The organism is Frateuria defendens (assembly GCF_001182895.1).
In the GTDB taxonomy this organism is placed as follows: Bacteria; Pseudomonadota; Gammaproteobacteria; order Xanthomonadales; family Rhodanobacteraceae; genus Frateuria_B; species Frateuria_B defendens.
This window is the reverse complement of the sequence record NZ_LFQR01000030.1, coordinates 1-13,509: the sequence shown is the minus strand read 5'-3', so window position 1 is coordinate 13,509 and position 13,509 is coordinate 1. Positions and strand designations below refer to the sequence as shown.

The following is a 13,509-nucleotide window of genomic DNA, read 5'->3' as shown; positions in this document are numbered from 1 at the left end:
GGGCCCCACACACCGGAGAGCCCGAGCAGATCAATACGACTTATACGGCACGCCGCGCCGCCTTGGCGTCGTCCGAGCGCAGCATCTCGATCTGCTTGAGGTAGCGCTGGTCGAGGCCGGTGACGTATTCGCCGGAGAAGCAGGAGGTGTCGAACTGCTTGAGCGCCTCGTTGCCGTCCTGCACCGCCCAGATCAGGTCCTTGAGGTCCTGATAGATCAGCCAGTCGGCGCCGAGGAACTGCTCCACTTCCTGCTCGGTGCGGCCGGCGGCGACCAGTTCGGCGACGGCCGGCATGTCGATGCCGTACACGTTGGGGTAGCGCACCGGCGGCGCGGCGGAGGCGAAGTACACCTGCCGGGCGCCGGCGTCGCGGGCCATCTGGATGATCTGCTTGGAGGTGGTGCCGCGCACGATGGAGTCGTCCACCAGCAGCACGTTCTTCTTGCGGAACTCCAGCTCCACCGGGTTGAGCTTGCGGCGCACGGATTTCACGCGCTCGCCCTGCCCCGGCATGATGAAGGTGCGGCCCACGTAGCGGTTCTTGACGAAGCCCTCGCGGAACGGCACGCCCAGCGCCTCGGCCAGCGCGCTGGCGGCGGTGCGGGCGGTGTCGGGAATGGGGATCACCGCGTCGATGCCGTGGTCGGGGCGCTCGCGCAGGATCTTGGCGGCGAGGCGCTGGCCCATGCGCAGGCGCGCCTTGTACACCGACACGTTCTCGATCATGGAGTCCGGGCGGGCCAGGTACACGTACTCGAAGATGCACGGCGCGTGCACCGCGCTGTCGGCGCAGCGGCGGGTGTGCAGCTGGCCGTCGGCGGTGATGAACACCGCCTCGCCCGGCTCCACGTCGCGCAGGCGCTTGAAGCCGAGCACGTCGAACGCCACCGACTCGGAGGCCACCGCGTACTCGCGGCCCTCGGGTGTGACGCGCTCGCCCAGCACCAGCGGGCGGATGCCGTAGGGGTCGCGGAAGGCGAGCAGGCCGTAGCCGTGGATCAGCGCCAGGCAGGCGTAGCCGCCGCGCGCGCGCGCATGCACGCCGGCCACGGCCTTGAACAGCTCGTCCGGGGTGAGCGCCATGCGGTCGTGGATCTGCAGCTCGTGCGCCAGCACGTTGAGCAGCACCTCGGAGTCCGAATCGGTGTTGATGTGGCGGCGGTCGTCCTCGAACATCTCGCGCCGCAGCGCCTCGGTGTTCACCAGGTTGCCGTTGTGGGCGAAGGCGATGCCGTAGGGTGAGTTGACGTAGAACGGCTGCGCCTCCTCGGCGGCGTTGTCGCTGCCGGCGGTGGGATAGCGGCAGTGGCCGATGCCGATGCGCCCGCGCAGGCGGTTCATCGACGCCTGGTTGAACACGTCGCGCACCAGGCCGTTGCCCTTGTGCAGGCGCAGCCGCGTGCCGTCCACGGTGGCGATGCCGGCCGCGTCCTGGCCGCGGTGCTGCAGCACCGTCAGGCCGTCGTAAAGGGACGAGGCCACCTCGGTGACGCCGACGATGCCGATGATTCCGCACATGGTTGTGATACCTGCTTGAGAAGCGTCTAGAAAACCGTGGCCGCGGGCGCCGGATGCGTGGCGCCCGCGGGTGTATTGTGCGCCGGCGCCGGCGGCTTGCCGCCCGGCAACGGCAGTTGCTGCAGCGACGGGAGCTGCTGCAGCGAGGGCAAGCGGTCCAGCGACGGCAGCTGATCGAGCATCGCCGGCGGGTGCAGGTAGCGGCGCGCCTCGTCCGGCACGTGCTGGCCCATCCATTCCGCCGCCGCCTTGAACTGCGGCAGCAGCGTGGATTGCTGCCACCACGGGTCGCGGGTGAAGGCGGTGAAGTTGAGCAGGAACACCGCCAGCGTCACCAGCAACACGCCGCGCGCCAGGCCGAACAGCATGCCGAGCAGGCGGTCGGTGCCGCCCAGCCCGGTGCCCGCGACCAGCCGCCCGATCACGAAGCGCAGCAGCGCGCCGGCGATCAGCACCACGATGAAGCACAGGCCATAGCCGACGAGGATCCGCGCCGAAGGCAGCGAGATGCTGTGCTCGAAATAGCCCGCCACCGCCGGCCCGAACAGCCACGCCACCCAGAACGCCGCCACCCACACCACCAGGGCCAGCACCTCGGAGATGAGGCCGCGCCACAGTCCGATCAAGACCGACAGGCCCAGCACGCCGAGAATGATGTAGTCGGCCCAGTTCACCGGATCTGCCACGTCTTAGGGTCAGCGCGTCAGGGGACGGTGACGATGTTGCCGGACAGGCCCAGCTTGGCCTTGATCTGGTCGCGCAGGCGCTCGGCGTCGGCGCGCTGGGTCTGCGGGCCGGCGCGCACGCGCCACAGGCGCTTGCCGCCTACGTTCACCGTGTCCACGAACCCGTCGAAGCCGCCGCCGCGCAGGCGGTCGCGCAGCGCGTGGGCGTCCGCCTCGCTGCCCATCGCCGCCACCTGCACCGCGAAGCCACCGGCGCGCGAGGCCGGCTTGGCCGCGGCAGGCGCCGCCGCGTTGGCGGCGGACGGCGCGGGGGCCGCGTCGCCGCGCTGGTCGCTGGCGCCGCTCTCCAGCCGGACGGGCACGCCGTGGACGGCCTGGGTGATCTTCAGCCGCGCGGCCTCGGCGGCGGCGCGGGTCGCGAACGGGCCGGCCGTGACCAGGGTGAGCTGGCGGCCGGCCTGGTTGATGGCGCGCCCGGCAACCGGATAGCCCAGCGCCCGCACGCGCTGCACCAGGCTCTGCGCGCTGGCCGCCGAGGCGTAGGCGCTGAGGTTGAGGGTGTAGCTGCCGCGCGCCGCGGTGCCGGCGGTGTCCTCCGGCGCGCCCACGGCCGGCGGCTGCTTGGCCGCCGGTTCGCTGGCGGCGGGCTTGCTCTGCGCCTTGGCGGCCTGCTCGCTGGCGGCCGAGCGCGGTGCCTGCGCAGGGATCACCGGCTGCGGCTGCGCAGGCGGCGTGGCCGCCTGCTGCGCGGCGGCGGCCGGGTCGGTCTCCACGTCGCGCGGACGGTTGGAGGCGATGTTCACCGTCGGCAGGCGGTCGGACGACGCGGCGGCGCTCGCCGCCGGCTGGGGCGCGTTGGCGCCCTGCCCCGGCGCCGGCGGGGTGAGGCTCATGGTCTTGGTCTGCAGGTCGCGGTCGGGCGCGGGCGGGATGTCCAGGCTGACCGTCTGCTCGCCGCCGCTGCTCGGCGGGCTGCTGGAGAAGAACATCGGCACGAAGATCACCGCCAAGGCGATGAGGACGAAGGCTCCCAGCAGGCGCGTTTTCAAGACAGGCTCCAAAGTCGTCGGGCACGACGCGAATCATGCGGATTATAACCGGCCGCGCCGCGGCGCTGGCTTTCGGCGCGGCACGCCGGTTCAGCCGCGCGCTTCGGTGCCGGCCTCCTCCAGCACCGCGGCGGCCACGAAGAACGAACCGAAGGCGAGGATGCGCTCGCCCGGCCGCGCCGCCGCGCGCGCGGCACGCAAGGCCTCGTGCACGCTCGCGTGGGCGTCGAAGCGCGCCGCCGGCAGGGTGCGGCGCAGCGTGTCGCCCAGCGCCTCCGCCGGCAGGCCGCGCGGCGTATCGGCGGCCAGGCCGGCGAGGTGCCAGTGGCCGATGCGCGCGCCCAGCGCGGCGATCACCCCGGCCACGTCCTTGTCCGACAGCGCCCCGTACACCGCGTGCACGCGCCCGCCCGGGCGGCTGTCCAGCCATTCGGCCAGCGCGCGCGCGGCCTGCGGGTTGTGGCCCACGTCCACGATCAAGGCGGGATCGCCGCCGAGATGCTGCAGGCGCGCGGCCACGCGGGTGTGCAGCAGGCCCCGGGCGACGGCTTCGGCGAAGCCGGCATGCGCGCCTTCGTGGACGGCCGGCTCGGCGGCGCCGGCGAAGGGCCGGTGCCCGGCGTCGCGCAGCCCGGGCCGCGACCGCGGCCCGGGCTCGCCTGGTGCGGCGAACAGCGCGCCGTCCCCGGCGGCCAAGGCATGCAGGGCGGCGATCGCGGTGGCCGCGTTGGCGTATTGCACCGGCGCGGCCAGCGGCGGGTCCGGCAGGTCGAGCGCGGTGCCGTCGCGGTGGCGCCAGCGCCAGCCTGCGACATGGCGCTCGACGTGGAAGTCCACGCCGGCGCGCTCGGTGCGCGCGCCACGCTCGGCCAGCGCATCCAGCAGGCCCGCCGGCGGTGCCGGCTCGCCCACGATGGCCGGCCGCCCGGCGCGCGCGATGCCGGCCTTCTCGCGGCCGATGCTGTCGCGGTCGGCGCCCAGCCAGTCCATGTGGTCGAGGTCGATGGTAGTGATCACGGCGATGTCGGCATCGACGATGTTCACCGCGTCCAGCCGCCCGCCCAGGCCCACTTCCAGCACCGCCACGTCGAGCCCGGCGCGGGCGAAGAGATCCAGCGCGGCCAGCGTGCCGAATTCGAAATAGGTGAGCGGGATGGCATCCGTCGCGTCGCCGCCGCGCGCGGCCTCGATGCGTTCGAAGGCACCGACCAGGGCCGCGTCGCCGGCATCGCGGCCATCGATGCGGATGCGCTCGTTGTAGCGCAGCAGGTGCGGCGAGGTGTAGCAGCCCACGCGCCGGCCCGCGGCCTGCAGCATGGCCTCCAGCATCGCCACAGTGGAGCCCTTGCCGTTGGTGCCGCCCACGGTGATCACGCGCCGCGCCGGCGCCTTCGCGCCCAGGCGCTGCCAGACCTCGCGCACGCGGTCGAGGCCGAGTTCGATGCTGCGCGGGTTGATGCCTTCCTGGTAGGCCAGCCAGTCGGCCAGGGAACGCTGGGTCATGGCGCCACGAACGCCCCGCGCCGCGCGCGCAGCAGGTCCGGCCGCAGCTGGCCGTCCCAGTCCGCGGCCACGCCCACCTGCCCCTCGGCGCGCACCGCGCGCATGGCGGCGACGTCCAGCTCGGCGAACAGCCAGCCCGGATGCTCGCCGTGCCGGGCCAGCACGCCGTCGGCCGGCAGGCCGTGGTCGGGCTGCACGTACACCGCGGCGCGGCCGGTGTTGGTGTCCAGCAGCGGGCTCCAGTCGCTCTCGCCCGCAGTCACCGCGCACAGCACCGGCAGCTGGTTCTCCAGCGCGCGCGCCTGGCAGCCGATGCGCACGCGGCTGGCGCCGGCCTCCGTGTCGGTGCAGCTCGGCACCAGCAGCAGCGCCGCGCCGGCCTCGGCCTGGGCGCGGGCGTAGAGGGGGAACTCGCTGTCGTAGCAGATGTTGATGCCGACGCGGCCGAGCTCGGTGTCGAACACGCGCAGCACCTCGCCGGGCGCGATCACCGCCGCGTCCTTCTCGTAGCCGGTGAGGCAGAGCTTGTCCTGCTCGGCCACCGTGCCGTCGGGTGCGCACAGCAGCGCGCGGTTGCGGTAGCGGCCGTCCGCCTCGCGCTTCAGGAACGTGCCGGCCACGAGATACAGCGCGTGCCGGCGCGCCTGCTCGGCGAACAGCGCGCGCCAGGCCGGGTACAGCGCGTCCACCGCCTCCAGCGAGCGCGGCACGTCGGCGTACACCGCGGGGCCGAACAGGTGGGCCAGCTCCATCGCCAGGTACTCGGGCAGCACCAGCAGGCGCGCGCCGTGCGCGGCGGCCTGCGCCACCGCCTCTTCCACGCGCGCGGCGAAATCGTCGAAACGGGCCGGCGAGCCGATCTGCCACTGCGCCAGCGCAACCTTCAATGTCATCGTCTCAATGCTCCAGCGGCCGCAGCCAGAAACGCAGGCGGTGGCGGCTCGCCGCGTCGGCGCCGGCCTCCTTCCAGTCCAACTGGCAGAACAGGTCGTCCTGCCGCCGGTAGCCGCGCTTGGTCCAGAACGCATCGTTGGGGCGGTAGCCGGGCGGGCGGCGCGGGTCGTCGTCCGCGCGCTCCACCGCGCAGAAGGCGGTCATGGCATAGCCGCCGAGCCCGCGCGCGTGCGCCTCGCGCTCGTCGAAGAAGCGGTGCCCCAGACCCTGCCCGCGGTAGGCCGGCAGCAGCACCGACTCGCCGCAGTAGAACACCCCGGCCGGGTCGATGCCGCGCGCCAGGAACGGCTGGCGAAAGGCCGCGTCGTCGTCCGACAGCGGGATGCCGGTGGAGGCGCCGACCACCGCCTCGCCGTCCAGCGCCAGCACGAACACGCTGCGCGACGAGCGCGCGTAGGCTTCGAGGTAGCGCTGCTCGTAGGCGTCCTCGCCCTCGTACAGATACGGCCAGTCGCGGAACACCGCGATGCGCAGGCGCGCCACGTCGGGCAGGTACGGCGCCACCTCGGCGCCGTGGCGGCACAATACGCGAAGGCTCACGTCAGGCGCTCACCTGGGCGATCCAGTCGCCGAGGTTGTAGTAGTTGGTGACGCGGGCGATGCGGCCCTCACGCAACTCGAAGAAGGCCCCGCCCGGCAGCACGTAGCGCTGGCCGCGCGCCGGCGGCAGGCCCTCGTCGTCGGCGAGGTATTCGCCGTGCACCACGTATTCGGCGGCGGCGCGCCGGCCGTCGTCGGCCACCATCACCCGGATATCGCGCAGCTGCTCGCGGTAGCTGCGCTGCATGCGCGCGAGGAAGTCGCGGAACGCCTCACGCCCCGTCTCGCGGCCGCCCTGGTTGATGTCGTGCGCGACGTCGTCGGCGAGGCAGCCGAGCATCGCCTCCCAGTCGCCGCGGTTGAAGGCCGCGTAGTAGTGCTCGATCAGGGCGCGGGTGTCGGACATGGAGCGGGCGTTCCGGCAAGGGACAAGCGCCAAGCTTAAAACATCCTCTACTCGAAGGCCGCCGGCCGCGGCGCCTGCTCACGCCGAAGCCTGCCGGCGACGATGCAGTCGCGGCTTGCGCGCGGCCAGCCTGCGAAACGGAACGCCGCGGCGTCGCGGTCGCGCGCGAAGCGCGCCTACAGCCGCACGCGGCGCAGGCGCAGCGCGTTGCTCACCACCGACACCGAGGACAGGCTCATCGCCAGCGCGGCCACCATCGGCGAGAGCGTGATGCCGAGCAGCGGATACAGCGCGCCCGCCGCCAGCGGCACGCCCAGCACGTTGTAGACGAAGGCCAGGAACAGGTTGAGGCGGATGTTGCGCACGGTGGCGCGCGACAGCGCCCGCGCGCGCAGGATGGCGCCCAGCTCGCCCTTCACCAGGGTCACCGCCGCGCTCTCCATCGCCACGTCGGTGCCGCCGCCCATGGCGATGCCGACGTCGGCCGCGGCCAGCGCCGGCGCGTCGTTGATGCCGTCGCCGGCCATCGCCACGCGGCGGCCGGCGGCCTTGAGGCGCGCCACCCACGCGGCCTTGTCCTCCGGCGAGACCTCGGCCTGCACCACGTCGATGCCCAACTCGCGCGCCACCGCCTGCGCGGTGACGGCGTTGTCGCCGGTGAGCATGACCAGGCGCACGCCTTCGCGGTGCAGCGCCGCCACCGCCTGCGCCGCGTCGGCCTTGATGCGGTCGGCCACCGCGACCAGGCCGGCCAGTGCGCCGTCCACCGCGAGCAGCATCACCGTGGCGCCCTCGCGGCGAAGCTGCTCGGCCTGCGCGGCGGCCTCCGCCGGCAGCGCCACGCCCAGTTCCTCCAGCAGGCGCGCGTTGCCGAGGACCAGCGCATGGCCCTCGACCGAGCCGAGCACGCCGCGGCCGGTGCGGGTGCGGAAGTCCGTCGCCGCCGGCACGGCGAGCCCGGCCGCCTCGGCACCGGCCACGATGGCGCGCGCCAGCGGGTGTTCGCTCGGCCGCTCCAGCGCCGCCGCCCAGGCCAGCAGCCGCGGCGCCGGCCAGGCGCCGACCGGCGCCAGCTCGCGCAGGCTCGGCCGGCCTTCGGTGAGCGTGCCGGTCTTGTCCACCACCAGGGTGTCGATGGCCTCCATGGCCTCGATCGCGGCGGCGTCCTTGAACAGCACGCCGGCCTGCGCGCCGCGCCCGCTCGCCACCATGATCGAGATCGGCGTGGCCAGCCCCAGCGCGCACGGGCAGGCGATGATCAGCACCGACACCGCCGCCACCACCGCATGCGCCAGCCGCGGCGCCGGCCCCCACGCCAGCCAGCCGACGAAGGCCAGCAGCGCCACCGCCACCACCGCCGGCACGAACCACGCGGCCACGCGGTCGGCCACCCGCTGCAACGGTGCGCGGCTGCGCTGGGCCTGCGCCACCAGCGCCACGATGCGCGCAAGCATCGTCTCGGCGCCGACCTTCTCCGCGCGCATGGTGAGCGCGCCGTCCTGGTTCACCGTGCCGCCGGTGAGCGGATCGCCCGGCGTCTTCGCCGCCGGCAGCGGTTCGCCGGTGAGCATCGACTCGTCCACGTGGCTTTCGCCCGCCAGCACCACGCCGTCCACCGGCACCTTCTCGCCGGGCCGCACGCGCAGCACGTCGCCCGCCACGACCGCTTCGAGCGGCACATCCTGCTCGCCGCCGTCCGCGTCGAGGCGGCGCGCGGTCTTGGGCGCCAGCCCGAGCAAGGCCTTGAGCGCGGCGCTGGTGCGCCGTCGCGCGCGCAGTTCGAGGAAATCGCCCAGCGTGACCAGGGTGACGATCACCGCCGCCGACTCGAAGTACACCGCCACGCGGCCGTGCAGGTCGCGCAGCCCCGGCGGGAACAGCCCCGGCGCGAGGAAGGCCACCGCGCTGTAGGCCCAGGCCACCCCGGTGCCCAGCGCGATCAGCGTGTACATGTTGGGCGACCACGGCCACAGCGAGCGCCAGCCGCGCACGAAGAACGTGGCCCCACCCCACAGCACCACCGCGCTGCCGAGCAGCGCCTCGATCCAGCCGGCCGCGGCGTCCCAGGGCGCAGACGGATGGCCAAGGCCCAGGTGCGGGCCCATCGCCACCGCCAGCACCGGCACGGTCAGCGCGACCAGCCAGCCAAAGCGCCGCCCGAGACGGCGCAGCTCGCCGTCGTCCTCCGCCGCCGCGCTCGGCAGCAGCGGCTCCAGCACCATGCCGCACTTGGGGCAGTAGCCGGGCCCGAGCTGGCGGATCTCCGGGTGCATCGGGCAGGTGTAGACGGTGCCGGCCGGCGCGGGCCGGGGCGGCGGGGCGGCCGCCGTGCCGCCATGGTCGTGGTGATGGGGATGATGATGCTCGTGCATGCCTCGCCTTCTTTCGTCGTCCAGCCTCTGCGCCTGGCATCGTTGCGATCACGAGTCTAGGCCCTGGAGGCGACACCAGGGTCAAGGCGCCTGTGCGCGTGGAGGCGACGGGGCGGCGCGGGCCGCGCCGCCCCGGTCCGCATCAGTGCTGGCCCTGGCCGTCGGACGAGGAAGGCGCCTGCGACGTGGACACCTTCACGTTGCCCTGGATCGACCACGAGAAATCCAGCTTCAGGTAACCCTTGAAGGCCGGGCTATTGAGGTCGATGTAGCGGTCCGCCGTGTACGGCAGCGGCTTGCCGTTGCCCTTCGCGTAGGTCGCCTGGATATGGCAGTCCATGCAGTTGGTCTGCACGCCCACGTTGAGGTTGTAGAGCCTCCCCTGGTAGGTCCAGGGCCGGGAGTCCGGCAGGTCGCTGGGCGCGAAAGGCGCTTCCAGGTAGGGGTTGTAGCAGAGGTAGGGCATCGTCCCCCGGCCGCCGGTGATGGGCTGGTTGGGCGCCACCATCTGGTAGGCCGCGCACATCGCGTAGTGCGCCGGCGCCCCGCGCAGCTGCGCGGGGCGGGCGGCGACGTCGGCCGCGGTCGCCGGCGCGACGGCCCGCCTGGGATCGGGCTGCCACCAGTACGACTGCCACGTCCATTCGGTCATCTCGCGCGTGCCCACGTGCATCGCCGCCAGAATCACCACCTCGCCGGCCTTGGGCTGGTAGGTGGTCTTGCCGATCTGCACGTTGATGCCCTCCTCCGCCCACTGCTTGGCTTCCTGCGCGGTCAGCTTGAAATGGATGAAGCTGCCCAGCCCGTAGGTGCTGGCCGGCGTGCGCGAACGGCCGTCGGGGCTGCAGGTGGCGTCGGTGCCGCCGGCGCCGGCCCCGTTGCCGGGGTCCTGCGTGTCCACCCATACGCACTGCCCCCACCGGCTCGACGGGAAAGGCGCGGCCGGGCTGGGCGGCCCGGGCCAGGTACTCATGCGGTAATAGCGCCCCTGCGCCAGCAGCGGCGCGCCCATCCACAGATAGGTGGGCTTGAGGCTCACCGAGTAGTTGTTGAGCGTGATGCCCTGCTGGCCCGCGGCGAGCAGCTTGTCCAGCGTGGCCGACGACAACCAGTTGTTCTGCACCACCTGTCTGGCCATCTGCGGTGACCAGTTGACCGTGACCAGCACCTGGTCGCTGGTGCTCGGGATGGGCGTCGCCTCGGTCAGCGCCACGAACTGGCGGCCGTGAAACTGATGCGGGCGCTGCGCCCGGTGCAGCAGCGTGGATTCGCCGCCGGGGCCGACGAACTGGGTCCGGCCGCCGGCATCGAGCCCGGAGGACAGCACCTGGCCGTTGTAGGGCGACTGCCAGGTCTCGTAGACGCTCAAGCCAGGCAGCACCTTGGTCGTCAACGCCACCCACAGCCCCCAGGCATGCGTGGCGATCCAGGCCCGGTCGCCCTGGTTGACGTGCCTGAGAAGGGTGTCCTGCGACTCCGGGTAAGCGTAGCCGGGCACCCGCGGGTTGGGCAGTGGAACGGGGCCGACCACGATGTCCGGCGCGGCGCTCCCCGCGGTCGAGGCGGCGGCGGGCGAGGCAGCCTGCGCCGGCGCCGCCACGATCGCGGCGGCGATGCCCAACGGCAGCAGGGCGCGCGCGAGCGCGCCCGATCCGGTTGCGTGCACTTCCTGTGTAACGAACCTAGACATGACGAATACTCCCATCAGATCGGATGAAGAGAATCGAGAGAGAGGGAAGGCATGACGCCTTCCGCACCGTTTACCCCTGCAGCCACAGCGCGCGGGACGATGTTCTGGATCAGTTTTCCCCTGTGCCCCGCCGTGCCGGGGGCGCCCCGATGCTAGCCGCATTGCCGGCGCGGAAAGGGCGAAGGGTTTCGCGAATTCCGGGGATGCCGCGCGGCGGTTCGCCGGGATCACGGCCGGTGTCCGCCGGCCCGCACCGGCTCAGGCCTGCGCCGCCACGCCCAGGAAGTCGATCAGGGCCCGCGAGGCCGCCGACAGGCGCCGGTGCGGCGCGTAGATCAGCGAGAACGGCCGCGAGCGCCCGCGCGCCTGCGGCAGCAGCTCGACCAGCCGCCCCCGCTCCAGGCGGTCGCGCGCGATGAAGTCGTAGGTCTGGCAGATGCCCAGGCCATGCTCGGCCAGGGACACCACGCCGAGCACGTCGTCCGACACCTCCACGTGCGCCGTAGGCGTCCATTCCACCTCGCGCCCCTCGTCGCGGAACAGCCACGGCGCCGTGCGCCCGGTGCTCGGCATTACGAAGGGCAGGCACAGGTGCCGCGCCAGTTCCTCCAGCGTGCGCGGCGTGCCGGCGCGTTCGAGGTAGGCGGGCGCGGCGACCAGGCACAGCACGGCGTCCTCCAGCTTGCGCGCCACCAGGCCGCTGTCCGGCAGCGGGCCGAGGCGGATGGCGAGGTCGTAGCCCTCGGCCACCAGGTCGACGTTGCGGTTGGTGATGTTGAGTTCGAGCTGCACCTGCGGGTATTGCCGCGCGAACCGCTCCAGCAGCGGCGGCAGCCGGTAGTGGCCGTAGGTGGTGGGCACGCTGAGCCGCACGCGGCCGGCCAGTTCGCCGCCCTGCCCCTGGATCGCGCGCTCGGCGTCGTCGATCAGGGCGAAGGCGGCGCGCGCCTGCTCCAGGTACAGGCGCCCCGCCTCGGTGAGGCTCAAGCGCCGCGTGGTACGGCGCAGCAGCTGCACGCCCAGGCGCGCCTCCAGCCGCCCGATGGCGCGGCTGACCACCGAGGGCGTGGTCGAGAGCACCACCGCCGCCGCCGTCAACGAGCCCTGCGCCACCACGGTGGTGAAGGCTTCCACGTCGCCCAGGTAGTCGAATCGGCGGCCCATCTTTGCCCTTCAAGAACAAATTATTTGCTCGCCGCCAAATTTATCGCCGTCGGCGGCCTCAATGAAAGTGCGCGCATCCTTTCCTCCCAGGAGACTGCCCCATGAAACTCGTATCCAAGCTCGCCGCCGCGCTCGCCAACGGCCTCGCCGCGTTCGGTGCCCACGCCGGCAACGTGCTGGTCGTGCTCTCCGACACCGACCACCTCGACCTCAAGGACGGCAAGGTCTACCCCACCGGCTTCTACCTCAACGAGCTGATGCAGCCGGTCAAGCTGTTCCTCGACGCCGGCCACACGGTGACCTTCGCCCCCCCCCGCGCGGCGACGCGCCGTCGGTGGACAAGTCCTCGCTGGACAAGATGTATTTCGGCGGCAGCGAGGCCGACCTCAAGGCCTACCGGGCGCTGATGGAGAAGCTCAAGCTCACCTCGCCCACGGATTCACCGGTGATCAGCCTCGACCGCGTGGCGCAGATCGGCTACGGCCACTTCGACGCCGTCTACGTCCCCGGCGACCACGCGCCGATGCAGGACCTGCTGCACAGCGCGGAACTCGGCAAGCTACTGGCCAACTTCCACGGCGCGGCGCGGGCAAGACCACCGCCCTCGTCTGCCACGGCCCGATCGCCCTGCTTTCCACCCTCGGCGACGCGCAGGACTTCACCCGCCAGCTGGAGGCCAAGGGCAGCGCCAAGGCGCAGCAGCCCTGGATCTACGCCGGCTACCGCGTCACCGTGATCAGCAACCAGGAAGAAGAACAGGCCAAGGCCCTGCTCAAGGGCGGCGCCATGAAGTTCTACCCGCAGACCGCCCTGGAACAGGCCGGCGTGCGCTACAGCAGCAACACCGCGCCGTGGACCCCGAACATGGTGGTGGACCGCGAGCTGATCACCGGCCAGAACCCGGCCTCGGCGCTGGAAGTGGGCCAGGAAGTGCTCAAGCACCTGAAGTGATCCGGCCGCTATCAACATGAAACAAGGGCTAGATCATGAAAGCTGTCCAGCCCTTTTTCATTGCTCTGAATGCAAATTCACATCTTCACGTCATCCTGGCTGGCGCGACCGATGCCCATCTGCAGATCCAGTGGTGCCCCCACGTGGAGCTGGTAGCCGCCCGACCCCGCCTGCAGCCCTGTCACCTCGTTCACGCTCTGGTAGTGGCTGTTTTGCCGTGCGTGATTCGCGTGGACAACGAGGCGTGCTTCAACAGCCGCCTGGTGAAAACCACGCTCACCCTGCTCGGCATTCGTCTGCAAACCATCGATCTGCACGCCCCGTGGCAGAACGGACGCATCGAGCGCTTCTTCGGCACGTTCAAGCGCCATCTGGACCGCATCGCCATCGTGGACAAAGACGAACTGCGGACCAAGCTGGTGGAGTTCCGGGCTTGGTACAACCACGCGCGACCGCATCAGCACCTGCATGGGAAAACACCGGCCGAGGTGTGGCGTGGCACCACCAAATCCACGCGGGCACCTCGCTTCGTCAGCGTGTGGGAGGGGCGGATCACAGGCTGGTTCTTTCCGCCGTAGCAACACGGCGCAGGATGCCAGCCAACAGTGATAAACAAAGGACGTGTGTCCACGGGCAGGCTGCGCGATGACGGCGCGAAACGGTGTCGAGGCGTGC

Annotated in this window: 14 protein-coding genes; 4 read left to right on the top strand and 10 right to left on the bottom strand. The window is 72.1% G+C overall.

Going from position 1 to position 13,509, the window contains the following annotated elements:
• Window positions 1-40: 40 nt before the first annotated feature.
• The 10 genes from purF to ACH65_RS04490 all read right to left on the bottom strand — a co-directional run bounded on the left by purF (window position 41) and on the right by ACH65_RS04490 (window position 11,883).
• Window positions 41-1,519 carry an amidophosphoribosyltransferase gene (purF, locus tag ACH65_RS04535; RefSeq protein ID WP_049621399.1) on the bottom strand — a complete coding sequence of 493 codons (1,479 nt, stop codon included), beginning with the start codon at window positions 1,517-1,519 and terminating at the stop codon, window positions 41-43.
• A 26-nt stretch (window positions 1,520-1,545) separates the two neighbouring features.
• Window positions 1,546-2,193, bottom strand: coding sequence for a CvpA family protein (locus tag ACH65_RS04530; protein ID WP_049621398.1), 648 nt, complete (start codon window positions 2,191-2,193; stop codon window positions 1,546-1,548).
• A 29-nt stretch (window positions 2,194-2,222) separates the two neighbouring features.
• Window positions 2,223-3,254, bottom strand: coding sequence for an SPOR domain-containing protein (locus tag ACH65_RS04525; protein WP_049621397.1), 1,032 nt, complete (start codon window positions 3,252-3,254; stop codon window positions 2,223-2,225).
• Window positions 3,255-3,344: 90 nt separating this feature from the next.
• On the bottom strand, window positions 3,345-4,757 hold the full coding sequence (locus tag ACH65_RS04520; protein WP_049621396.1) for a bifunctional folylpolyglutamate synthase/dihydrofolate synthase: 1,413 nt from the start codon (window positions 4,755-4,757) through the stop codon (window positions 3,345-3,347).
• Entirely contained in the window at window positions 4,754-5,644 is an 891-nt protein-coding gene (locus ACH65_RS04515) for a carbon-nitrogen hydrolase family protein (RefSeq protein ID WP_049621395.1), read from the bottom strand. The genes ACH65_RS04520 and ACH65_RS04515 overlap by 4 nt, the downstream gene beginning before the upstream one ends.
• Window positions 5,645-5,654: 10 nt before the next feature.
• The gene (locus tag ACH65_RS04510; RefSeq protein ID WP_049621394.1) at window positions 5,655-6,251 is read right to left on the bottom strand and encodes a GNAT family N-acetyltransferase; all 597 of its coding nucleotides are present in this window, start codon (window positions 6,249-6,251) and stop codon (window positions 5,655-5,657) included.
• A gap of 1 nt (window position 6,252) precedes the next feature.
• Window positions 6,253-6,657: a ketosteroid isomerase-related protein gene (locus tag ACH65_RS04505; protein ID WP_049621393.1), complete on the bottom strand. Its 405-nt coding sequence runs from the start codon at window positions 6,655-6,657 to the stop codon at window positions 6,253-6,255.
• A 176-nt stretch (window positions 6,658-6,833) separates the two neighbouring features.
• The gene (locus ACH65_RS04500) at window positions 6,834-9,029 is read right to left on the bottom strand and encodes a copper-transporting P-type ATPase (RefSeq protein WP_082190139.1); all 2,196 of its coding nucleotides are present in this window, start codon (window positions 9,027-9,029) and stop codon (window positions 6,834-6,836) included.
• A 142-nt stretch (window positions 9,030-9,171) separates the two neighbouring features.
• Complete coding sequence (locus ACH65_RS04495; RefSeq protein ID WP_153242477.1) at window positions 9,172-10,719, bottom strand: lysozyme family protein; 1,548 nt, start codon at window positions 10,717-10,719, stop codon at window positions 9,172-9,174.
• 258 nt (window positions 10,720-10,977) lie between these two features.
• The gene (locus tag ACH65_RS04490) at window positions 10,978-11,883 is read right to left on the bottom strand and encodes a LysR family transcriptional regulator (protein ID WP_049621391.1); all 906 of its coding nucleotides are present in this window, start codon (window positions 11,881-11,883) and stop codon (window positions 10,978-10,980) included.
• A gap of 101 nt (window positions 11,884-11,984) precedes the next feature.
• On the opposite strand from ACH65_RS04490, the gene ACH65_RS20755 reads away from it, so the two are divergent.
• From ACH65_RS20755 to ACH65_RS18795, 4 genes are read left to right on the top strand one after another with little or no spacing between them, the layout of a single operon-like run.
• Window positions 11,985-12,290, top strand: a complete 306-nt coding sequence (locus tag ACH65_RS20755; RefSeq protein ID WP_237561441.1) for a type 1 glutamine amidotransferase family protein — start codon at window positions 11,985-11,987, stop codon at window positions 12,288-12,290.
• The gene (locus ACH65_RS20750) at window positions 12,218-12,619 is read left to right on the top strand and encodes a type 1 glutamine amidotransferase family protein (protein WP_237561440.1); all 402 of its coding nucleotides are present in this window, start codon (window positions 12,218-12,220) and stop codon (window positions 12,617-12,619) included. Before ACH65_RS20755 ends, ACH65_RS20750 begins: the two co-directional genes overlap by 73 nt.
• On the top strand, window positions 12,616-12,834 hold the full coding sequence (locus ACH65_RS20745) for a type 1 glutamine amidotransferase family protein (protein ID WP_237561439.1): 219 nt from the start codon (window positions 12,616-12,618) through the stop codon (window positions 12,832-12,834). Before ACH65_RS20750 ends, ACH65_RS20745 begins: the two co-directional genes overlap by 4 nt.
• Window positions 12,835-12,869: 35 nt before the next feature.
• Window positions 12,870-13,412 (top strand): integrase core domain-containing protein, encoded by a 543-nt coding sequence (locus ACH65_RS18795; RefSeq protein ID WP_082190138.1) that lies wholly within the window; start codon window positions 12,870-12,872, stop codon window positions 13,410-13,412.
• Window positions 13,413-13,509: the final 97 nt, after the last annotated feature.

Bases quoted from the DNA above. Each gene is read 5' to 3' on its own strand.
- purF (WP_049621399.1), bottom strand. From the start codon at position 1,519: ATGTGCGGAATCATCGGCATCGTCGGCGTCACCGAGGTGGCCTCGTCC.
- ACH65_RS04520 (WP_049621396.1), bottom strand. From the start codon at position 4,757: ATGACCCAGCGTTCCCTGGCCGACTGGCTGGCCTACCAGGAAGGCATC.
- ACH65_RS04505 (WP_049621393.1), bottom strand. From the start codon at position 6,657: ATGTCCGACACCCGCGCCCTGATCGAGCACTACTACGCGGCCTTCAAC.
- ACH65_RS04500 (WP_082190139.1), bottom strand. From the start codon at position 9,029: ATGCACGAGCATCATCATCCCCATCACCACGACCATGGCGGCACGGCG.
- ACH65_RS04495 (WP_153242477.1), bottom strand. From the start codon at position 10,719: ATGTCTAGGTTCGTTACACAGGAAGTGCACGCAACCGGATCGGGCGCG.
- ACH65_RS04490 (WP_049621391.1), bottom strand. From the start codon at position 11,883: ATGGGCCGCCGATTCGACTACCTGGGCGACGTGGAAGCCTTCACCACC.
- ACH65_RS20755 (WP_237561441.1), top strand. From the start codon at position 11,985: ATGAAACTCGTATCCAAGCTCGCCGCCGCGCTCGCCAACGGCCTCGCC.
- ACH65_RS18795 (WP_082190138.1), top strand. From the start codon at position 12,870: ATGAAAGCTGTCCAGCCCTTTTTCATTGCTCTGAATGCAAATTCACAT.